Origin of the sequence: Dietzia papillomatosis NBRC 105045 (assembly GCF_001570845.1) — a bacterium.
Taxonomy (GTDB): domain Bacteria; phylum Actinomycetota; class Actinomycetes; order Mycobacteriales; family Mycobacteriaceae; genus Dietzia; species Dietzia cinnamea.
Window position 1 is genome coordinate 1 of the sequence record NZ_BCSL01000037.1, and the last position, 19,960, is coordinate 19,960.

Genomic DNA, 19,960 nt, shown 5'->3' on the forward strand with positions numbered 1-19,960 from the left:
CCCCCCGCCGATCCGGGCGGTGCCGCCGCCCGCGTCGGTGACGCCCCCCGCCGGCCCGACGCCTTCGGCCGACCCGACGCGCCCCGCCGCCGAGCCGCCGTCGGCCCCTGACGCGCCCCCGTCCGCCGCGCCGGCCGGCCGTGGTGCCGGTGCCGCGGCCGGTGGCGGTGGTGGCGCGGGTGGTGGCGACGACGACGAGGACTTCCTCCAGCCGACGCCGACCGAACCCGAACGACGCCCCTCACGCCGTCATCCCACGATGCCGTCGTGGGAGGACGTCCTCCTCGGGGTCCGCGGTAAGGACGACTGAGTCACGGACATGGGCCACCACGTCGCGACCTTCTGGTACCTGGCGACCGACGATCCCGCCGCCCCCATCCGGGCGGGGCATCCGTCGGACCCCGGCTTCGCCCGCCGCCTGCTGTCCCGGCTGTTCCCCACCGTGACCGTTGCGTCGCTGGGCGCGTTCCCGCTCAACCGGTCGGCGTCGGCCGGCCAGGGTGAGATCTACGTGGGTTCCTACCCCGGCCTGACGGTGGTGCAGACCCCCGTCGAGGGCCCGGTCGTGCCGTCGGCCGCGGCGGACGCGTGGCTCCGGCTGGTCGAGGCACCGGTCGTCCTGTTGTTCGCGCAGGATCCCGAGGACGGGGTCAGCGGGTTCGCCCGCTGGGAGTCCGGGCGCCTGATCCGGGCGTTCGCCGGGGCGGACGATCGGATCGTCGAGGACGAGGGGATGCCGTTGCCGTTCGAGCGCCCGTACTGGGCCGGCGAGTTCCCGCCCGACGGGGCGGCCGACAATCCCCTGGCGTTGCCGTTCTCGCCGTCGTCACTCCTCCATGCCGCGCACCGGGACTGGCTCGGCTTCGACCTCGAGCCGGGCGGCCTGGACGTGCCGGTCCACGGTTTCGCCACCGACGGCCGCCGCGAGGTCCGGCAGCACACCCCACCGGCTGGTCCCGCGCTGCACGTGGTGGGGATGCCGGGGCGCGCGGAGCTCCACGCCGCCTCGCGTCGCATCTCGTCGCGCGCGGCCGCGGACGGCGGCGACGACGGGACAGGCACCGACGGCGATCGCGCGGCGGGTGCGTCGTCCCCGTACGAGGACGACGACTACGAACGCCTGCCCTCCGGCGCGGGCCCGCGGCGTGCCGCGGGCGTCGAGCGGATCCGCGGGCTCGCCGGGCTGGTCGGGGACGCGGTCCGTCGGGGCGCTGACGAGGTGTCCCGACGCGCGCGCCGCCGCTCGCGGTGAACCCACTCCCCGGTCGTTGGAGCCCCGCAGCCGGCGCGGCCCTCCCGTGGCCGGCATCGGAGGTCGGAGAGGCAGCGTCGCCGGCGGCGGTCGCGCTGCCGGATCAGTCGCGCCGGGCCCGCTCGTAGAACGCGACCGCGGCGGCGGTGGCCACGTTGAGCGAGTCCGTGCCGTCGGTCATGGGGATGGCGGCGCGCACGTCGCAGGCGCGCATGGCGTGCTCGGTCAGGCCCGGTCCCTCGGCACCCAGCACGAACGCGACCTTCTCGGCGTCGACGGCGCGGGAGAGGGGTGCCTCGGCGGCCGGGGTCAGTGCGACGGTGCGGAAACCGCGCTCGCGGAGGTCGTCGAGGCTCCGCTGCCACGTGGTCGGCGTGCCGGGCAGGTGCGCGAACGGCAGCCGCAGCACGTGCCCCATCGACACGCGCACGACGCGCCGGTACAGCGGGTCCCCGGTGGCGGCGCCGAACAGGACCCCGTCCACGCCGAGCGCCGCGCAGTTACGGAAGATCGCGCCGAGGTTCTCCGGGTCGTTGACGCCCTCGAGCACGACGAGGGTGCGGGCCCCGTCGACGACCTCGTCCACCGCCAGCGGCTCGGGCCGGTCGGCGGCGGCGAGGATGTCACGGCTCGAGCGGAAGCCGATCACCTCGCTGAGGACGTCCTTCGTGGTGCGCAGGTAGACCGCGTCGCCGGCCCGCTCGTCGGCGTCCCACCCCTCGGCGGTGGCCTCGCGTCGCAGCTGCTGCAGGCGCGAGTCCGTGCCGAGCAGGACGTGGGGCCGGAATCGGGACAGCAGCATGCGGCCCACCACGTAGGTGCCCTCGGCGATCACCAGTCCCCGACCGCCGGGCAGGTCGGGCCGGCGGTCGGAGTTGTTGAGGTCGCGGAGGTCGTCCAACCGGGGGTCGGCGGGATCGGAGACGTCGACGACGTGCACGGTACGGTCGCTCCTCCCGCCGGCCGGTCAGGCCAGCGCGTCGGTGATGGGGCCGATGGCGAAGTAGAGGACGAACGCGGCCGCGACGATCCACAGGATCGGGTGCACGGTGCGGGCCTTGCCGGTCGCGGTCGCCATGACGACCCACGCGATGAAGCCGATGCCGATACCGTTGGCGATCGAGTAGGTGAACGGCATCGCCACGATCGTGAGGAACGCGGGCAGGGCGATGGAGAAGTCGCTGAGGTCGATCTGCTTGATCTGGGCGATCATCAGCGCACCCACGATCACCAGCGCGGGCGCGGCGGCCTCGACCGGGACGACCTCGTACAGCGGGGTGAAGAACATCGCCAGCAGGAACAACCCGCCCGTGACGATGTTGGCCAGGCCCGTCCGGGCGCCCTCCGCGATGCCGGAGGCGGACTCGAGGAACACCGTGTTCGACGACGACGAGGTCAGACCGCCGGCGACGGCACCGAATCCCTCGACGACCAGCGCGGCCTTCATGTTGGGCAGGTTTCCCTTGTCGTCCATCAGCTCGGCCTCCTTGCCCAGGCCGGTGAACGTGCCCATGGCGTCGAAGAAGTTGGCGAGCAGCAGGGTGAAGACGAACAGTCCGGCGGCCAGCGGGCCGATGCGGGTGAACGCGCCGATGAGGTCGACGTTGCCGATGAGCGACAGGTTGGGGATGCCGCCCAGGGAGTCCGGGATGACCGGCACCGCGAGACTCCACCCGGTGGGGTTGGGCTCGCCGTTCACGACGGACGGGCCGGCGTTCGCGAAGCCCTCGACGATGACCGCGAACACAGCGGTGACGACGATGCCGATGAACAGACCGCCGCGGATCCTCCGGGCGACGAGCACGCCGCAGAGGAGGAGGCCGACGACGAAGACGAAGGTCGGCCAGGATGCGATCGAGCCGCCGATACCGAGGCCGACCGGGACGGTGGTGTTGGCGGCGTCCGGCAGGCGGCGCACGAACCCGGAGTCGACCACGCCGACCATGGCGATGAACAGGCCGATACCGACCGCGATCGCGGCCTTGAGATCGGCGGGGACCGCGTTGAACACGGCGGTGCGGAACCCGGTGATCGCGAGGATCACGATGATGACGCCCTCGATGACGATGAGGCCCATGGCCTCGGCCCAGGTCACCTGCTGGGCGATCGTCACCGCGACGAGCGAGTTGATGCCCAGACCGGTCGCGAACGCGAACGGGTACCGCGCGATGGTGCCGAACGCGATTGTCATCACGCCGGCCGTGAAGGCGGTGACGGCGGCGATCTCGACGATCGAGAGTTGGTTGCCCTCGACGTCCACACCCGAGCCGAGGATCAGCGGGTTGAGAATGATGATGTAGGCCATCGCGAAGAAGCTGACGAGCCCGCCGCGGACCTCACGCGCGACGGTGGAGCCCCGCTCGCTGATCTTGAAGTAGCGGTCGACCGCCCCGATCTCGGCGGGGGGCTGCGACGCGGCCCCGGTGCTCTGCGACATCTGGCGACCTTCCTGGCTTTGAGTGGGGAACCGTCATAGAGTAACCGGCCACGCACCTGCGGTAGCGTCGCGGGCATGACGGATGAGGCGACGGACACGCAGGTACCGCCGATCCCGACCTACTTGTTGGACCCGCGTCCGATGGTGATCCTCGGGACGCTGGCGTGGACGCTGGCCCTGTTGGCCCACGTGCTCATGACGGACGTCGACATGCGCACCGTGGTGTTGTGCGCGGTGGGGATCGGTGTCGGAGCTGTCGGCTCGATCGTCTATGCGCTGCAGCGCCGCGCGGTCCTGCGGGGCAGCGCGGGCGCCCAGCAGGGTCTGGACTTCGACCGCGACTGAGGGGCGCTCAGGCCTCGTCCGCGTGCGCCGACCCATCGGCTCCTGACGCGGTCTCCCCGGCCCCGGCCTCCTCGCCCGTGGTCTGACCCGCTGTCGGCTCCGCTCCGGCGTCGGCGGCCGTGTCGGGGGCCGCGTCGGCCCCCGCCGACCGGGCGCGGGCCGAGGCGGCGAGCTGTTGCGGCAGCACCACCACGTCGACGGCGGCATCGTCGTAGGCCTCGGGGACCGGCGGGGTCGTGTCCCTGGGCACCTCGATCTCGCTGTGCGCACCACAGCCGTACTCGAGGTGCACGGTCTGACCGTCCGCGGAGTACTCGTTGGCGCAGATCCCGAACATCGTGCCGAGCGAGCCGGCGAGGGGGACCAGGAACCCACACGTGCCGCAGTGGTGTTTGGCGCTGCGGGCGATCTCGGTGTCGGGCCCCCGCTCGGCGGTCCAACGTTCGGCGGCGGCCGACCGGCCCTGCCGGCTGAGATGACGGGGACGTCCGAGCCCGATGGGACCGGCGGCCTCGTCGAGCGCCTCGTCTCCACTGGAGACGTACCCGGGGACGAGCCGCTCGTCGTCCTCCGCGGGTGGCAACAGATCGCCCGCGCCGAGGTCCCCGGGCCGGATCCGCTTCTCCCACGGCACCCACTCGGGCGCGACCAGCGCGTCGTCCCCTGGCAGCAGCGCGATCTCGTCGACCGTCACCTCACCGCCCGGGACGAGGGCGAGCACGCAGGCCCAGTACCACCCGCGGTACCCGGGCAATTCGGAGGCGAAACGGTGCGTGGTGGTGTACGCGGCCTCGACGGTGGTCCCGAGGTGCTCGCCCACGCCGGTGATGGCGAACTCCTCGGTCGCCGCCCGCGCCACGTCCACGGCCGAGGCCAGCCGCTCACGCAGCTCAGCGTCGAAGCCCGGTTCTTCATCGGTGCCCGCGACGGTCGCCCCCTGATCCGTGCCTACCTCGGTGTTCACGTCCCCCATTATGCGCATCATCGCGGGGAGGGCGCGGTCCGGCCCGTCGTGCGGCATCCTTGGGGGCATGAGCAGTGTCCGCCGCCCGGTCGGCCCCCTCGTCGTGTCCCTGAGCCTGATCGCCGCGCTGACGGCGTGCTCGACCGGGGACGGGAGCGAACCGAGCCCCACCACCGCGGCCGGGACCTCGCTGGCGTCCTCCAGCGCGCCCGCCGGTTCGTCGTCCACCGGGTCCACCGCCCCGCGCGTCCCGGTCGGCCCGTCGGAGCCGCAGCCGGTCCGCGGTTCGGTCGAGGTCATGCGCACGCTGGAGCACGATCCCGCCCTATTCACCCAGGGCCTGCAGGTGGTCGGCGACGAGGTCTACGAGTCGACGGGCCGGTACGGCGACTCGGTGGTGCAGCGTCGGCCGCTCGAGGGTGGGGACGCGGTGACCGTGGAGATGGCGGATGACGAGTTCGGCGAGGGCCTGGCCGTCACCCCCGACACGCTGTGGACGCTGACGTGGAGGAAGGGGGTCGCCCACAACCGTGACCCGCAGACCCTCGAGATCCGGTCGGAGGCCCAGTACCAGGGCGAGGGCTGGGGCTTGTGCTTCGACGGCTCCGGTCTGGTGATGACCGACGGCTCGGACACCTTGACCTTCCGGGACCCGGCCACGTTCGAACCGACCGGCACCGTCGCCGTCACCTCGGGCGGCACGCCGGTGCGACAGCTCAACGAGTTGGAGTGTGTGGACGGCGCCGTCCTGGCGAACGTGTGGATGACCGACGAGATCGTCCGGATCGATCCCGGCACCGGCGAGGTCACGGCTATCTACGACGCCGCGCAGCTCGGCCGGCCCCGGCCCGCTGACCCGGACGCCGTGCTCAACGGGATCGCGTCGTTGCCGGGCTCGGAGAACCTCCTGGTCACCGGCAAGCTGTGGCCGCAGATGTACGAGGTGCGACTCGTTGGGTGAGCGCCCCCGGGGAGCAGCCAGGCGGGCCGCCGCCTCCGCCGGGCGGGGGATGCGCCGGGTCTTCCACGCCGACGGCGCGGCCCGCTCGGGGCTGGCACCGCTGAGCTACGTCACCGTGGCGAACTTCGCGTGTGACGCCATCCTCGCGGTCGCCCTCGCCAACACCCTGTTCTTCTCGGCGGCGACCGCGGAGTCGCGCGGCAACGTCGCGTTGTACCTCTTGGTGACGGTCGCCCCGTTCGCGCTGATCGCGCCTGTCATCGGCCCGGCCCTCGACCGCCTGCGCAGTGGCCGTCGGCTCACCGTCTCGCTGACGTTCACCCTGCGCGCGGTGCTCGCGGTGGTCCTCGGCCTGAACTTCGACACGTGGCTGCTCTACCCGCTCGCCCTGGGCATGCTCGTGCTGTCCAAGACGTTCGGCGTGGTCAAGGCCTCCATCACCCCGCACGTGTTGCCGCCGGCGCTGGACCTTGTCCGGACCAACTCCCGCCTGACGGTGCTGGGGCATGTCGGCGGCAGCGTGGTAGCCGGGGCCGCCGCCGGCGCCGTGGCGTGGATCTGGGACTCCTCCACCGCGCTGTGGCTGCTCGCCGCTGTCGCCCTGGTGGCCGCCTACGTGTCCATGACGATCCCCGCGCACGCCGAGGCGTCGGAGGACGACGAATCCGCCTCCCTGTGGTCGGGACACGGAGGGTCGGTGAGAAGTGGGCTGCGCGCCGTGCTCACCCGGCCGCTCGGCAGGAACGTCCTGGCGAATCTCTGGGCGGTCGCGCTGGTGCGGTTCATGACGGGGTTCCTCACCCTCTATCTGGCGTTCGTCGCCAAGGCGCAGGAGGACGCGTCCGCCCTCGAACAGGCGGGCCTGCTCGCGATCGCCGGCGCGGCCGGCGGGCTGGGCACTTTCGCCGGCAACGCGGTCGGCGCCCGCCTGCCGCTGGGGCGCCCGGGCCGGATCACGAGCACGGCGGCAGGTGCCGCGCTGGCCACGGCCGTCGTCGCGGCATTCCTGGGCACGCTCTTGGGCGCGGCCGTCCTGGCGCTGGTGGCCGCGGTGTGCAGCGCACTGGGCAAGGTGGCGCTGGACGCGTCCATCCAGACCGACATCCCCGACGCCGCCCGCTCGTCGGCGTTCGGCCGGTCCGAGACCGCGTTGCAGCTGGCGTGGGTCGCGGGCGGGGCGTTGGGCGTGCTGTTGCCCCCGGACTTCACGATCGGGTTCTCGGTGATCGCCTCGGTCGGCGCCCTGCTGTTCGCGCAGTCACTACTCACCGCCCGCGGCTCCACCCTCGTACCCGGATTGGGCGGCAACCGGCCGCGGTTCCCGGGTGGGCGACGTGACCCGGGTGCGCTCGACGGCCACCTGCTCGGCAGAATGAAGGGGTGAGTTCCCTCAGCGATACCCCGTCGACCGGCCCCCGCGTCCGCCCCGTCACCTGGGCGATCCTGGCGTGGATGATCATCATGATCGCGGCGATCGTCGGCGCGTGGCAGGGGTCGGAGTCCCGCTACGGGGCGCTGCCCGAGATCACCGTCGCCACCGACCGCGGGGAGGAGAGGGTCCTGCCGTTCACCGCGACCGACCTGGACGGCAACACGTACACCAACCCGGTCGGCGAATTCCACGTGCAGGACGAGCACACGTTGACGGTCCGGCTACCCGGCGAGCTGCGGTCCGCGACGATGGACGTCTACGAGGTCCGCGCCGACGGGGTGCGCGACTACACGGTCGAGGCGGACGGACCCGGCCAGCTCCTCGTGCCCGTGACCACCCCGGAGGAGGGCCGGATCGAGGGCCTGGCCATCCGGGCAGTGGCGATCGTCTACGCGGCGGACGGCTCGGAGTCGATCCTCAACGGCGAGTGGTCGGTCGGCTTCACCTACGAGGACTGACCCACCGAACGCACTGGAGCCGGGCCCTCGCCCCGGCCCTGCGCCGTGACGGGATCAGGCGTCCAGCTCGCGCGCTACCGCGCGCAGGACCGAGGCAACCCGGCTCGAGATCTTGTGGTCCGGTCGGTGACCGCGCCGCAACTCCGGCTGGACGGTCGACTCGAGCACCTTGATCATGTCCTCGACCATCCCGTGCAGCTCATCGGGCGAGCGCCTGGGCCCGCCGCGCGGGGCGCGCTCCTCGGCGACGGTCGGCTCGTCGTGGACCACCACGCGCAGCGCCTGCGGACCGCGGCGGCCGGAGACCATGTCGAACTCCACACGCTGACGGGGGCGCAGGGTCTCCACGCCGGCGGGGAGCGCGTCCGCGCGTACGTAGACGTCCTCGCCGCCCTCCTGGGACAGGAAGCCGAACCCCTTCTCCGCGTCGTACCACTTGACCTTGCCGCTGGGCACCGCGAACCACCTTCCGTCCCGGGCGCGCACGGGCGCGACCGACAACTCCACTGACGATCAGAGACTACCCTCGTGCGCGTTGGTGACGGCCGCGAGGCGAGCGGTACCCTCCCCTGTGTGACCTCCGACGATCGACGCCCGGCCGACGACCCCTGGACACCCGACGCGTCCGCCTCCGGTGACGCGCACGCGCCCGCGCGGCCACGTCGCCGCGGGCTGTTCGTGGCCGCGCTGATCATCTTCGCGATCGGGGTCGTCTTCACGATCGTCGCCGCGCTGACGCCGTTCGTGCTCGACCGCGACGCGCCGACGATCCTGTACCTCGGCGCGATGTTCTTCACTCCGGTGGGCTTCCTGCTGGGCCTCGCGTACGCCATTCTCGGCTCGCGCCCGCCCAGGGTGTGACCAACCCCACCCGCCCGGTAACGACCCAGGTAACGAGCGGATAACAGCGCGCTATCTCCGCCCGGGCGAGCTCTTTTTATTTCAGAATGGTGACGATCCGGCATCGAACCGCTACTGTTTCGTAGCAGACTCGTCAGCGAGTCGGCATCGGCCGCACCCACCGAACCCCGCCCTGCGGCCGACGCCACTGTGACCATTACCCGGGCGGGGACGGGGGACCCGACAGGGCCCACGACGGGCCCGGCGACCGCAGGTCGCCTTGGGGTGAAGCCGCCGCCGGCGGCCGGACGCACTCGTTTCCGAACCCGACAGCTCACCTCGTAGGCACAGAGTGAAAAGGACTGACGCGTACATGACCTCGTACACCGGACGCCACCGCGCCGCCACCCCCTCCTCCGCGCCCAAGACCGCCGTCAAGGTCGTGCTCGCCGGCACCGCCTTCTCCGCCGCGGGCCTGGCCCTCGCGCCGGCCGCCAACGCCGCGCCCGACTCCGACTGGGACCGTCTGGCCCAGTGTGAGTCCGGCGGCAACTGGGCCATCAACACCGGCAACGGCTACCAGGGCGGCCTGCAGTTCTCGCCGAGCACCTGGGCCGCCTACGGCGGCACGCAGTACGCGCCGACGGCCAACCAGGCCACGCGCGAGCAGCAGATCGCGATCGCCGAGAAGACCCTCGCCGGCCAGGGCTGGGGCGCATGGCCCGCCTGCTCGGCCAAACTGGGCCTCAACTCGGCGCCCACCCCGCGTGACCTGTCGGCCCCGAAGCCGGCTCCGGCCCCGCGCCCGCACGCTGATACGGCCGCCCCGGCCGAGGTCAGCGCCGCCGATCACGTGGCCACTCTCAAGGCGTTCGCCGAGAGCCGCGGTGTCTTCCTCCCGATCACCGAGGGTTACGAGGCCAACAAGGCCGCCGTCGACGCCGCCTACGCCGGCAACCAGGACCTGGTGGACGGCTTCGTCGCCACCTACCTGGCCAACTGACACCGGCGACACCCGCCGAGCGGTACCCGGGCCACGAGGAAGGGCCGCCACCCCCTACAGGGAGTGGCGGCCCTTCTCGCGTTCCCCGGCGCCGCGCCGGAGGTCGGATCTCAGGCGACCCAGGGCGCGCCGTTGATCTTGGTGTACGGGTGGATGTAACCGAGTCGCTCCTGCGGGAGCGGGAAGGTCTCCTGCCCGAACGGCGACAGGCCTCCCGCGACCAGCGCGGCGAGCTCGGTGACCGGGTGCTCGCCGTACGAGGCGTCGGGCCAACCCGGGTTGTCATAGGTCAGATTCTTCTTGGCAGCCACCCCTGTAGTCTCTCACCTCCGACCCGATTCGGCAGCAGGTGGGTCGATTCCCACGCGGACCGGTTCTCACGGCCGCCGCGGTCTCACTAGGCTGGGACGGATCATGCCGAGCTCCCGAGCCACCTCCCGCGGCGCCACCGCCGACGCGCCGGACTTCCCCGCCTGGCTCGCCGGGTTGTCCGACGACGCCCTCGTGCGCGTGTGCGAGCTGCGCCCGGACGTGGCCACTCCCCCGCCCGCCTCGCTGGACGTGTTGGCCTCGCGCCTGCGCCTGCCGGCGTCCACCGCGCGGGCGGTGGGGACGTTGTCGTGGCCGGAGCTGCTCGTGGCGGCCGCAGCCGCCGCGGTCGGTGCCGATTCCGGGGCCGTACCGCTCGGCGCGGTGTCGGGGAGACTGGGTGTCGACGACGACGAGCCCGTCTTCCACGCCGCCGTGGCCCGTCTCCGCGAACTCGCGTTGATCTGGGGCGAGGAGGACTCGGCGCGGATGGTGCCCGTCACGGCGGTGGCGATCCGGTCGGCTCCCGTGGTGGCCCCTCATCCGGGCGAGCCCGCCGGGGCCGATCTCGAGGCGGCGTGGGGCGGCCTGTCCTCGGCTGCGGCGGGGGTCCTCGAGGCCATCGCCCGCGGGCGCATCCCGGCCGGTGCGCTCGGGGCCGGGGCGTCGGAGTCCGTGCGCGCGGCCGCGGTCGAACTCGCCCAGGCGGGGTTGGCGGAGCTCACCGGCGACGACGACGCCGAGCGGGTGGTGCCCCGCGCCCACGCCCTCGACCGGGCTCGCCACGGGGCCCGCGCGGACGGCTCGTCCCTGCTCCACCCCCCGGCCTGGGCGACGCCCCGCGTCGGGGCGGGTGCCGGGCGGGCCCGCGAGGTGGACGCCTCCGGCGGCGTGGCGGCCCTCGACCTGCTCCACCGCTGCGACTCGGTGCTGGCGGCGCTCTCGACCGCCCCGGCGGCCACCCTCAAGGCCGGCGGCGTGGGGGTCCGCGAGTTGCGCCGGGTGGCGCGGGCGGCCGCGCTCGAGGAGTCCGAGCTGCCCCTGTTGCTCGAGGTCCTCGCGGCCGCCGGCCTCATCGCGGTCGGCGACGCCGAGGTCGGGGACGTCGACTACGACTCGGTGTGGGCGCCCACCGAGGCCGCGGACGTGTGGTCGGCGCGCGAGCCCGCCCGCCGCTGGGCCGAGCTGGTCGTGGCGTGGTGGTCGATGCCGCGCACCCCGTGGCGCGTCGGCTCCGAGCTCGAGGGCGGCGGGACCCTGCCCGCACTGGGCGAGCCCGTCGGCCCGCCCGGACCGACGGAACGCGGTCGCGTCCTGAAGGCGCTGGCCGCCCTGGACCCCGCGGCCGAACCCGCCGACGCCCTGCTGCCCGAGGTGGTGCGCTGGTCGGCGCCGGTGTGGTTCTCACGCGCGGGTACGCGGCCCGTCTCGGAGACCGTGGCCGAGGCACGACGGATGGGACTCGTCGTCGGGACCGTGGCGACCTCGGCCGCCCGCCACCTGGTCGACGCCACCCACGGCGCGTCCCACGGCGCGGGGGGCTCCGGCGCGGGGGGCTCCGGCGCGGGTGTCTCCGGCGGTTCCGGCGGCGCGGTCGTCGAGGACCTCGAACCGATCCTCACCGCCGCGTTGCCCGACCCGGTGTCGGAGGTCATCGTCCAGGCTGACCTGACGATCCTCGCCCCCGGCCCCCTCACCCCGGAGCTGGCGGCGGAGTTCGCCCTCCTCGCCGACGTCGAGTCCGCCGGCGCCGCCACCACCTACCGCGTCACCGAGACGTCCCTGCGCCGCGCGCTCGACGCAGGACGCACGGCCGCAGGCACCCGCGAGATGCTCGCCCGCACGTCCGTCACCCCTGTCCCGCAGTCGCTGGACTACCTGATCGAGGACGTCGCCCGCCGCCACGGGCGCCTGCGGGTGGGCACCGCCCTGTCGTTCATCCGCTGCGACGATCCGTCCCTCGTCGCGCAGGTCCTCGGCTCGCCGGTGGCGGAGAGCGCCGCGCTGCGCTCGGTGGCGCCCACCGTCCTGGTCTCCCAGGCCCGACCGCTCGACCTGGTCGAGGCGCTGCGCGCTCACGGGTTCGCTCCCGTCGTCGAGGACACGTCCGGCGCGGTCGTCGCGCTTTCCCGGCCGGCCGCCCGCGTCCGCGAGTCCCGCACCACCCGGGCGCCCCGCGTCCCGACCCGCGCGCCCACGACCTCCGAACTGCGGGCGGCGGTCGCGGCGATGCGCTCCGCAGACCGCGTGCGCTCGGCGCGCGGTGCCTCCTCGGGCGCGTACACGGGCGAGGCCGCCATCGCCCGACTGCATGAGGCCGCGGGCACCGGCACCGCCGTCACCGTCTCCGTGGTCGACGCCGCGGGCCGCTCCTCCGCCCGGCTGGTCGTCCCCGCCTCCGTCGGCGGCGGCAGGATCGAGGGCATCGAGCCGGACTCGGCCGAGCCCGTCGTCCTGCCGCTGCACCGGGTGATCTCCGTCTCCGACGTCGAACCCACGCGCTGACGCGGATTTCTGGACAATGGAGGGTCGGGCCTACGCGGGCCCGGCGAGAGACCCGAGGAGGCCCGAAGTGAGCGGTGGACCGCTGATCGTCCAGTCGGACAAGACAGTGCTGCTGGAGATCGACCACGAGCAGGCCGCCGACGCCCGACAGGCGCTGGCCCCCTTCGCCGAGCTCGAGCGCGCGCCCGAGCACGTCCACACCTACCGGATCACGCCGCTGGCCCTGTGGAACGCCCGGGCCGCCGGGCACGACGCCGAGCAGGTGGTCGACGTCCTGGTCTCCTACTCGCGCTTCCCCGTGCCGCAACCGCTGCTCGTGGACATCGCGGAGACCATGGCGCGCTACGGCCGGCTGCAGCTGGTCAAGAGCCCGGTGCACGGCCTGACGCTCGTCTCCCTCGACTCCGCCGTGCTCGCCGAGGTCAAGCGGCACAAGAAGATCGCCCCCATGCTCGGCGCCGACATCGACGCGGACACGGTGATCGTGCACCCCTCCGAGCGCGGTCGGCTCAAGCAGGAGCTGCTCAAGGTGGGCTGGCCCGCCGAGGACCTCGCCGGCTACGTGGACGGCGAGGCCCACGAGATCGCGCTGTCCACCGAGGAGGAGCAGTGGGAGCTGCGCGACTACCAGCAGATGGCCGCCGACTCGTTCTGGGCGGGCGGCTCCGGCGTGGTCGTGCTGCCCTGCGGCGCCGGCAAGACGATGGTCGGCGCGGCCGCGATGGCCAAGGCCAAGGCCACCACGCTCATCCTGGTGACCAACACCGTCGCCGGGCGCCAGTGGAAGCGGGAACTGCTGGCCCGCACCACCCTCACCGAGGACGAGATCGGCGAGTACTCCGGTGAGCGCAAGGAGATCCGGCCAGTCACCATCGCCACATACCAGGTGGTCACGCGCAAGACCAAGGGCGTGCACCGGGCGCTGGAGCTGTTCGACTCCCGCGACTGGGGCCTGATGATCTACGACGAGGTCCACCTGCTGCCCGCGCCCGTGTTCCGCATGACCGCCGACCTGCAGTCGCGCCGCCGCCTCGGCCTGACCGCGACGCTCGTGCGCGAGGACGGCCGCGAGGGCGACGTGTTCTCCCTCATCGGGCCCAAGCGCTACGACGCCCCGTGGAAGGACATCGAGGCGCAGGGGTGGATCGCGCCCGCCGACTGCATCGAGGTGCGCGTGACGCTCACCGAGAACGAGCGGATGCTGTACGCGACCGCCGAGGCCGAGGACAAGTACAAGCTGTGCTCGACCGCCCGCACCAAGATCCCGGTGGTCAGGAAGATCCTCGCGCGCCATGCCGGCGCCCCCACCCTGGTGATCGGCGCCTACCTCGACCAGCTCGAGGAGCTCGGCGCCGAGCTCGACGCGCCCGTCATCCAGGGGTCGACCTCCAACAAGGAGCGCGAGAAACTGTTCGACCAGTTCCGCAACGGTGAGATCTCCACGCTCGTGGTGTCCAAGGTCGCCAACTTCTCGATCGACCTGCCCGAGGCCAGCGTCGCGGTGCAGGTGTCGGGCACGTTCGGCTCGCGTCAGGAGGAGGCGCAGCGGCTCGGTCGACTGCTGCGGCCCAAGCACGACGGCGGGCAGGCGCACTTCTACTCGGTCGTCGCCCGCGACACCCTCGACGCCGAGTACGCCGCGCACCGCCAGCGGTTCCTCGCCGAGCAGGGGTACGCGTACCGGATCGTCGACGCCGACGACCTGCTCGGCCCGTCCATCCCCGAGGTGGGCTGAGGTGCGTTGAGGCCCGATGCCGGCCCGGTCCCGGGGGCGACCCGGCTCCGCCGCGGTCACCCGCGGGCCAAGCCGCCGCGGTCACCCGCGGGCCAGGCCGCCGCGGGTGCTGGGATACTGGGCGCCATGGCCGCCGATCGCTCCCCCCGCAACCCGCACGAGCAGTACCGCCTCGCCGACATCCCCGTCGACGATGCCTGGGTCCGCAAGAACAACGAGAGCCTCGCCGAGGTGCGCCGCCTGCAGTGGTCGGCGGGCATCCTCGGCGTCATCGTGCTCGCCGCCGGCATCGGCATGCTCGTCTTCGCGGAGTTCGCGGCGTGGGGCTGGATCATCGCGGTGGTGGCCGGCGCGTTCGCGATCGGCTGCCTCGCCATGATCGGCTATATCCCCCGCAAGATGGGGTCGATGCAGCACACCTACTCGACCTCCGAGCTCGTCCCGGCCGTCATCGCCGAGGTCCGCCCGCGCGGCGTGACCCTGTTGGCGCTGGTCGACCGCGCCGTCGACCGCTCCGCCGGGAAGCTGCCCGCCCTCGTGGCCCGCAACTGCGGACCTGTCGCGGGCCACGAGTCGAAGGTCGGCGAGCGCGTGCCCTGCGTCGCCGTGGTGGGCAACCGGAGCGCCCGCGGCCGCGACAACCTCTACCAGTTCATCTCCCCGATGCCCGTCGCATGGGCCACCTCCGACAAGGCTGCGCTGCGCCGGCTGGAGAAGGAGATCCCCTCGGGCGAGTGGGAGCGGCTGCGCCAGAACATCGACCGCGTGGCCGAGGTCCAGGCCGTGCCGACGAGCCTGCTACCCCTGGACTGAGCCGCCGCTCCGGCGCCCGCATCCCGCCGCCACACGCCCGCGGACCGGTCCCTCACCCGGCCCCCGGACCGATGTGAAGTAAGCGTCACGGGACCGTGATCCGACGCCACAGCACCGCAACACCGCCTTCCTAGGCTGTCCCCCACAGGCACGCCAAGGAGGTCCAGGAATGACTGAGCACATCGTCGTCGTCGGGCACGGGATGGTATCCCACCGCTTCGTCTCCACCCTCGGCACGCGCTACGCCGACGCCGACGTGGCCGTCACGGTGATCGGCGAGGAAGCCGATCCCGCCTACGACCGCGTCGGACTGTCCGCCTACGTCGGCGCGTGGGAGCGCGACGCGCTGCACCTCGACGATGCGCGGCACTCCGCCGACCCCCGCGTCACCGTGCGTTCCGGCCGGCTCGTCACCGCGATCGACACCGGCGCCCGACGCGTGGAACTCGACTCGGGCGAGTACGTCGACTACGACACGCTGGTGTTGGCGACCGGTTCGCGCGCGTTCGTCCCGCCCGTCCCCGGCCACGACCTGCCCGGCTGCCATGTATACCGCACGCTCGACGACCTCGACGCGATCCGCGCGGCCGCCGAGCGGGCCGGGGCGGGCGCGCACGGCGTGGTGATCGGCGGCGGGCTGCTGGGCATCGAGGCCGCCAACGCGCTGAGCCTGCTCGGCCTGGTCCCGCACGTCGTGGAACGCAACGACCGGCTCATGCCCGTGCAGGTCGACGGCCGCGGCGGCGCCCTGCTGGGGGACCTCATCCGCGACCGCGGCATCGACGTGCACCTCAGCGTGACCGACACGGTCATCGAGGAGAGTGCCGCCGGCGGCGCGGACGACGCGGGGGGTGACACCGCGGACGCCGCCGGGGGTGGCGCCGGGTCGGCGTCCGGTGACGCCGGACTCCGGGTCGCCCTGACCTCCGACGACGGCGAGACGGATGTCGTCGACGCGGCCCTCGTCGTGTTCTCCGTCGGTGTCCGGCCCCGCGACGAACTCGCCCGCGCGGCGGGAATCGCCGTGGCCGAGCGTGGCGGCGTGCTGACCGACAGAGCCTGCCGCACCTCGGACCCGCACGTCTACGCGATCGGCGAGTGCGCGGCCATCGAGGGCACCTGCTACGGCCTGGTCGGGCCCGGATACACCTCCGCCGAGGTGGCGGCCGGCCAGATCACCGGCGACGCCGGCACCGAGTTCACCGGGGCCGACCTCGCCACCAAGCTCAAGCTCATGGGGGTCGACGTGGCCAGCTTCGGCGACGCCCACGGTCGTACGCCCGACTGTCTCGAGGTGGTGGTGGACGACCCGGTCGCCCGCACCTACAGCAAACTCGTCCTCAGCGACGACGCCCTGACCCTGCTGGGCGGCGTGTTCGTCGGCGACGCCGGCCCCTACCAGTTGCTCAAGCCGCTGCTGGGCCGCACCTTGCCGTCGTCCACTCCCCTGGCCCTCATCACCCCGGGTACGGCGGCCGACTCCGGCGTCGGCGTGGACTCACTTCCCGACGACGCGCAGATCTGCTCGTGCAACGCCGTCACCAAGGGCGATCTGCGCGAGGCGATCTGCGAGGGGGCGTGCGACGTGCCCGCCCTCAAGGCGTGCACCCGGGCCGGCACGTCGTGCGGCTCGTGCCTTCCGCTCATGCGTCAGGTCCTCGAGGCCGAGGGCGTCGAGCAGTCCACCGCGCTGTGCGAGCACTTCGACCAGTCCCGCTCGGAGCTTTTCGAGATCGTCACCGTCACCGGCATCCGCACGTTCTCCGGTCTGATCGGGCGCTTCGGGCGCGGCACGGGCTGCGACATCTGCAAGCCGACGGTCGCGTCGATCCTCGCCTCGACCAGCTCGGACCACGTCCTCGACGGCGAGCAGGCGGCGCTGCAGGACACCAACGACCACTTCCTGGCCAACATCCAGAAGAACGGCACCTACTCGGTGGTGCCGCGGATGCCCGGCGGCGAGGTGACGGCGGAGCAGCTCATCGTGATCGGCGAGATCGCCCGCGACCACGACCTGTACGTCAAGGTCACCGGCGGCCAGCGCATCGACCTGTTCGGCGCGCGCGTCGAGGAACTCCCCGCCATCTGGCGGCGGCTGGTGGAGGCGGGCATGGAGTCCGGGCACGCGTACGGCAAGTCGCTGCGCACGGTCAAGAGCTGCGTGGGCACGTCGTGGTGCCGGTACGGGCAGCAGGACTCGGTCGCGATGGCGGTGCTGCTGGAGACCCGCTACCGCGGACTGCGAGCGCCGCACAAGATCAAGATGGCCGTCTCCGGGTGTGCGCGCGAGTGCGCGGAGGCCCGGGGCAAGGACGTCGGCGTGATCGCCACCGAGAACGGCTGGAACCTCTACGTGGGCGGCAACGGCGGCGCGACCCCGCGGCACGCCCAGCTGCTGGCCGGCGACCTCACCGACGACCAGCTCATCCGCTACATCGACCGCACCGTGATGTTCTACGTCCGGACGGCCGAACGGTTGCAACGCATGGCGCCGTGGCTCGAGGCGCTCGAGGGCGGGCTCGACCACCTGCGGGAGGTCGTGTGCGACGACTCGCTCGGCCTGGCCGCCGAGCTCGAGCAACGCATGGAGGCGCACGTCGCCGGCTACGTGGACGAGTGGGCCGCCGTGCTCGACGATCCCGACAAGCTCGCCCGGTTCGTCTCGTTCGTCAACGCCCCCGAGGCGCCGGACCCCACCGTGCAGTTCGAGCAGCGCGACGGCCGCAAGGTGCCGGTGCTGCTCGGCTCGCCCGCCATGCCCGTCCGCAGCTGAGCTCGCGCGCCCGACGCGCCGGGCCCAGTCCCCATCGTCGACCCGATATCCGCCCTCCCACAACCGCCCCTTCACAACCGCCCCGGCTTCACCTGCCCCGCCTTCAATCCGAGGAGTTCACCATGACCGCCACCCTGTCCCGCTCCGCCCGTACCGGCGCCGCTTCCACCGCGGCAGCCGCCGCCGAGGTCGCCGTCTGCCCTGTCGACCGCCTCATCGTCGGGCGCGGGGTCGCCGCCCTGCTGCCAGACGGGCGGCAGGTGGCGGTGTACACGCTCGACGACGGCGAGGTGCACGCCGTCTGCAACATCGATCCCGTCGCCCGGGCGGCCGTGATGAGCCGCGGGCTGGTGGGCGACCGCGGCGGCGTCCCCGCCGTGATCTCGCCCATCGGCAAGCAGGCGTACGCGCTCGAGGACGGTCGCGGTCTCGACGACCCGTCCCGCGGGATCTCGGTGTTCCCCGCCCGGGTCGCCGGCGACGGCACGGTCTACGTGGCGACCGAGCCCGCGGTTCGCCACACCCGCGCCACCGCTGCGTAGGCACCGGCAGGGGGCACGCCTGCGCCACCGCTGCGCGCCTGCTCGCCGGAGGCCCGCAACCCAGCGGATGCGCTGCGGGATCGCCCGCCGGAAGCCCGCAACCCAGCGGATGCGCTGCGGGATCGCCCGGCACCCGACACAGAGGCAGCGCGACCCCTCCCGGTCGCGCTGCCTCTTCGGCTTACGCTGCCGGAATGCTCGAACACAGCCCGGGTGCGCTGGCCGGATGGACCATTCAGCCATCACAAGCCGAAGAGCCAGCACACCTGGCGGGACTCACGCTGCGAGATCGCCCACGCGCGCCCGCCGAAGGCCGCCCGCCGAGCCAAACCACCCCCGCTGCCGGCCGCCCGCGCGCCGCCGCCTTGCCCGGGCCCGCCCGCCGCGTTCGCTCAGATGGTGAGTCGGTAACCGCGCTTGACGACGGTCGTCACCAGGTCCGGCACACCGAGCGCCCGGCGGAGTCGACCCATCGCGGTCTCCACCGCGTGCGGGTCCGTGCCGTCTCCGGGCAGAGCCGCGAGAAGCTCGTCCCGGCTCACGCACGCCCCCGGCCGACGCGCGAGCGCGCGCACCAGCGCGAGCTGGGCCGGCGTCACCTCGACCGGTCGGCCGTCGACCAGCACCGCCGCCGCGCACACGGTCAGCTCGTGCCCGGCCACGTCGATCGGCGCCGTCCGGGCGGCGAGCTCGTCGGTGGTGTGCCGCATGAGCGAACCCAGGCGCATTCGATCAGGGCAGGTGAACGGCACGTCCAGGTCGGCCAGCGGGGCCGCGGTCACCTGGCCCACGCACAGGGCGGCGACCGGGCCGCGCAGCGCGTCGAGCAGGTCGTCGAACAGCCCGAGCGCGTCCGCCCGCGCGAGCACGGCCACGACCGCCGGCGCCGCGGTGAACGTCACGCCGTCGACTCCGTGACGGGCGATTGTCGTGACCAGCTCGTCGAGCGCCGCGAGATCCTCGGGTAGCTCCCAGCGGTAGACGGGCACCTCGATCACGTCGGCGCCCGCGTCCCGCAGGCCGTCGAGCAGGGGGGCCATGGGGTTCCAGCCGGAACCCGCACCCTGCACCTGCACGCCGATCGTCAGACCCGCGACTCCCCGCTCGAGCAGCATCTCCAGCAGCTCCGGGCTGGCCTCGCTGACGGCGGAGGCGTGCTCACGCAGGCCGGCGGCCCGGATCGCCCCGGTCGTCTTGGGACCGCGCGAGTACAGCGGGATCCGTGCCATCAGCTCGAGCAGTTCCCCGGCCAGGCCCCACTCCTCGCACACCTGCAACCACCAACGCACCCCGGCGGCGGTGGTGAGCACCATGAGGTCGGCGGGCGCGGCCAGCAGTCGCTCGGTGGCCTCACGCACCACGGTGTCCTCGGCGATGGGAATCATGTGCATGGCCGGCGCGTGCAGGACGGTCGCGCCGCGACGCTCGAGCAGGGTGCGCTGCTCAGAGGCACGCCGGGCGGCGGTGACGGCGACCGTACGCCCGAGGAGCGGGAGATCGGGGCCGGCGGAGGTCACGTCGGAATCGGTCACTCCCTCATCATGGCCGATCTCTGTTGCCGGGGTGTTTCGCCGCCCGCCGGTCGCTGGGT

General features: G+C 73.1%; 18 protein-coding genes, 1 pseudogene and 1 riboswitch. Of the genes and pseudogenes, 13 read left to right on the forward strand and 6 right to left on the reverse strand.

Annotation, left to right across the window (positions count from 1 at the left end):
- Together DPA01S_RS17470 and DPA01S_RS12575 are read left to right on the forward strand one after the other, a co-directional pair.
- Nucleotides 1-310, forward strand: a pseudogene (locus tag DPA01S_RS17470) (hypothetical protein); the annotation flags it as partial.
- Between the two features lie 9 nt (nucleotides 311-319).
- The gene (locus DPA01S_RS12575) at nucleotides 320-1,252 is read left to right on the forward strand and encodes a DUF6928 family protein (RefSeq protein WP_061916704.1); all 933 of its coding nucleotides are present in this window, start codon (nucleotides 320-322) and stop codon (nucleotides 1,250-1,252) included.
- Nucleotides 1,253-1,355: 103 nt separating this feature from the next.
- Here DPA01S_RS12575 and DPA01S_RS12580 read toward each other — a convergent pair whose 3' ends face one another.
- A complete protein-coding gene (locus DPA01S_RS12580) occupies nucleotides 1,356-2,192 on the reverse strand; it encodes a TrmH family RNA methyltransferase (protein ID WP_061229329.1) in 837 nt (278 codons plus the stop codon).
- Between the two features lie 27 nt (nucleotides 2,193-2,219).
- Entirely contained in the window at nucleotides 2,220-3,689 is a 1,470-nt protein-coding gene (locus DPA01S_RS12585; RefSeq protein WP_061916707.1) for an NCS2 family permease, read from the reverse strand.
- A gap of 75 nt (nucleotides 3,690-3,764) precedes the next feature.
- Here DPA01S_RS12585 and DPA01S_RS12590 point away from each other — a divergent pair, with 75 nt between their 5' ends.
- Nucleotides 3,765-4,034, forward strand: coding sequence for a DUF2530 domain-containing protein (locus DPA01S_RS12590; RefSeq protein ID WP_061916712.1), 270 nt, complete (start codon nucleotides 3,765-3,767; stop codon nucleotides 4,032-4,034).
- A gap of 7 nt (nucleotides 4,035-4,041) precedes the next feature.
- Here DPA01S_RS12590 and DPA01S_RS12595 read toward each other — a convergent pair whose 3' ends face one another.
- Entirely contained in the window at nucleotides 4,042-5,007 is a 966-nt protein-coding gene (locus DPA01S_RS12595; RefSeq protein ID WP_061916717.1) for a DUF3027 domain-containing protein, read from the reverse strand.
- Nucleotides 5,008-5,065: 58 nt separating this feature from the next.
- Here DPA01S_RS12595 and DPA01S_RS12600 point away from each other — a divergent pair, with 58 nt between their 5' ends.
- From DPA01S_RS12600 to DPA01S_RS12610, 3 genes are read left to right on the forward strand one after another with little or no spacing between them, the layout of a single operon-like run.
- Nucleotides 5,066-5,959 (forward strand): glutaminyl-peptide cyclotransferase, encoded by an 894-nt coding sequence (locus DPA01S_RS12600; protein WP_061229339.1) that lies wholly within the window; start codon nucleotides 5,066-5,068, stop codon nucleotides 5,957-5,959.
- Entirely contained in the window at nucleotides 5,952-7,343 is a 1,392-nt protein-coding gene (locus tag DPA01S_RS12605; RefSeq protein WP_061229325.1) for an MFS transporter, read from the forward strand. Before DPA01S_RS12600 ends, DPA01S_RS12605 begins: the two co-directional genes overlap by 8 nt.
- The gene (locus DPA01S_RS12610; protein WP_061916720.1) at nucleotides 7,340-7,849 is read left to right on the forward strand and encodes a DUF2771 family protein; all 510 of its coding nucleotides are present in this window, start codon (nucleotides 7,340-7,342) and stop codon (nucleotides 7,847-7,849) included. The genes DPA01S_RS12605 and DPA01S_RS12610 overlap by 4 nt, the downstream gene beginning before the upstream one ends.
- Before the next feature lie 54 nt (nucleotides 7,850-7,903).
- Here DPA01S_RS12610 and DPA01S_RS17475 read toward each other — a convergent pair whose 3' ends face one another.
- On the reverse strand, nucleotides 7,904-8,305 hold the full coding sequence (locus tag DPA01S_RS17475) for a cold-shock protein (protein WP_061229338.1): 402 nt from the start codon (nucleotides 8,303-8,305) through the stop codon (nucleotides 7,904-7,906).
- A 117-nt stretch (nucleotides 8,306-8,422) separates the two neighbouring features.
- On the opposite strand from DPA01S_RS17475, the gene DPA01S_RS12620 reads away from it, so the two are divergent.
- Nucleotides 8,423-8,710 (forward strand): hypothetical protein, encoded by a 288-nt coding sequence (locus tag DPA01S_RS12620; RefSeq protein WP_007626818.1) that lies wholly within the window; start codon nucleotides 8,423-8,425, stop codon nucleotides 8,708-8,710.
- A 181-nt stretch (nucleotides 8,711-8,891) separates the two neighbouring features.
- A riboswitch (cyclic di-AMP (ydaO/yuaA leader) is annotated at nucleotides 8,892-9,051 on the forward strand.
- 11 nt (nucleotides 9,052-9,062) lie between these two features.
- A complete protein-coding gene (locus DPA01S_RS12625; RefSeq protein ID WP_061916723.1) occupies nucleotides 9,063-9,692 on the forward strand; it encodes a transglycosylase family protein in 630 nt (209 codons plus the stop codon).
- Nucleotides 9,693-9,802: 110 nt separating this feature from the next.
- Here DPA01S_RS12625 and DPA01S_RS12630 read toward each other — a convergent pair whose 3' ends face one another.
- Complete coding sequence (locus DPA01S_RS12630; RefSeq protein WP_007626822.1) at nucleotides 9,803-10,003, reverse strand: hypothetical protein; 201 nt, start codon at nucleotides 10,001-10,003, stop codon at nucleotides 9,803-9,805.
- 103 nt (nucleotides 10,004-10,106) lie between these two features.
- Here DPA01S_RS12630 and DPA01S_RS12635 point away from each other — a divergent pair, with 103 nt between their 5' ends.
- The 5 genes from DPA01S_RS12635 to nirD all read left to right on the forward strand — a co-directional run bounded on the left by DPA01S_RS12635 (nucleotide 10,107) and on the right by nirD (nucleotide 18,369).
- Nucleotides 10,107-12,506: a helicase-associated domain-containing protein gene (locus DPA01S_RS12635; RefSeq protein WP_061916726.1), complete on the forward strand. Its 2,400-nt coding sequence runs from the start codon at nucleotides 10,107-10,109 to the stop codon at nucleotides 12,504-12,506.
- Between the two features lie 67 nt (nucleotides 12,507-12,573).
- Nucleotides 12,574-14,241, forward strand: coding sequence for a DNA repair helicase XPB (locus tag DPA01S_RS12640; RefSeq protein ID WP_061229321.1), 1,668 nt, complete (start codon nucleotides 12,574-12,576; stop codon nucleotides 14,239-14,241).
- Between the two features lie 126 nt (nucleotides 14,242-14,367).
- On the forward strand, nucleotides 14,368-15,054 hold the full coding sequence (locus tag DPA01S_RS12645) for a DUF3239 domain-containing protein (RefSeq protein ID WP_061229320.1): 687 nt from the start codon (nucleotides 14,368-14,370) through the stop codon (nucleotides 15,052-15,054).
- Nucleotides 15,055-15,223: 169 nt separating this feature from the next.
- Nucleotides 15,224-17,827, forward strand: coding sequence for a nitrite reductase large subunit NirB (gene nirB / locus DPA01S_RS12650; RefSeq protein WP_061916730.1), 2,604 nt, complete (start codon nucleotides 15,224-15,226; stop codon nucleotides 17,825-17,827).
- Between the two features lie 122 nt (nucleotides 17,828-17,949).
- Nucleotides 17,950-18,369, forward strand: a complete 420-nt coding sequence (gene nirD / locus DPA01S_RS12655) for a nitrite reductase small subunit NirD (protein WP_084374765.1) — start codon at nucleotides 17,950-17,952, stop codon at nucleotides 18,367-18,369.
- A gap of 392 nt (nucleotides 18,370-18,761) precedes the next feature.
- Here the strand turns inward: nirD and DPA01S_RS12660 are convergent, their stop codons facing one another.
- The gene (locus DPA01S_RS12660; protein ID WP_232303136.1) at nucleotides 18,762-19,901 is read right to left on the reverse strand and encodes a uroporphyrinogen-III synthase; all 1,140 of its coding nucleotides are present in this window, start codon (nucleotides 19,899-19,901) and stop codon (nucleotides 18,762-18,764) included.
- Nucleotides 19,902-19,960: the final 59 nt, after the last annotated feature.

Coding starts and splice junctions, on each gene's coding strand:
- DPA01S_RS12590 (WP_061916712.1), top strand. CDS start 3,765: ATGACGGATGAGGCGACGGACACGCAGGTACCGCCGATCCCGACCTAC.
- nirB (WP_061916730.1), top strand. CDS start 15,224: ATGACTGAGCACATCGTCGTCGTCGGGCACGGGATGGTATCCCACCGC.
- DPA01S_RS12600 (WP_061229339.1), top strand. CDS start 5,066: ATGAGCAGTGTCCGCCGCCCGGTCGGCCCCCTCGTCGTGTCCCTGAGC.
- DPA01S_RS12585 (WP_061916707.1), bottom strand. CDS start 3,689: ATGTCGCAGAGCACCGGGGCCGCGTCGCAGCCCCCCGCCGAGATCGGG.
- nirD (WP_084374765.1), top strand. CDS start 17,950: ATGACCGCCACCCTGTCCCGCTCCGCCCGTACCGGCGCCGCTTCCACC.
- DPA01S_RS12595 (WP_061916717.1), bottom strand. CDS start 5,007: ATGGGGGACGTGAACACCGAGGTAGGCACGGATCAGGGGGCGACCGTC.
- DPA01S_RS12635 (WP_061916726.1), top strand. CDS start 10,107: ATGCCGAGCTCCCGAGCCACCTCCCGCGGCGCCACCGCCGACGCGCCG.
- DPA01S_RS12625 (WP_061916723.1), top strand. CDS start 9,063: ATGACCTCGTACACCGGACGCCACCGCGCCGCCACCCCCTCCTCCGCG.
- DPA01S_RS12645 (WP_061229320.1), top strand. CDS start 14,368: ATGGCCGCCGATCGCTCCCCCCGCAACCCGCACGAGCAGTACCGCCTC.
- DPA01S_RS12575 (WP_061916704.1), top strand. CDS start 320: ATGGGCCACCACGTCGCGACCTTCTGGTACCTGGCGACCGACGATCCC.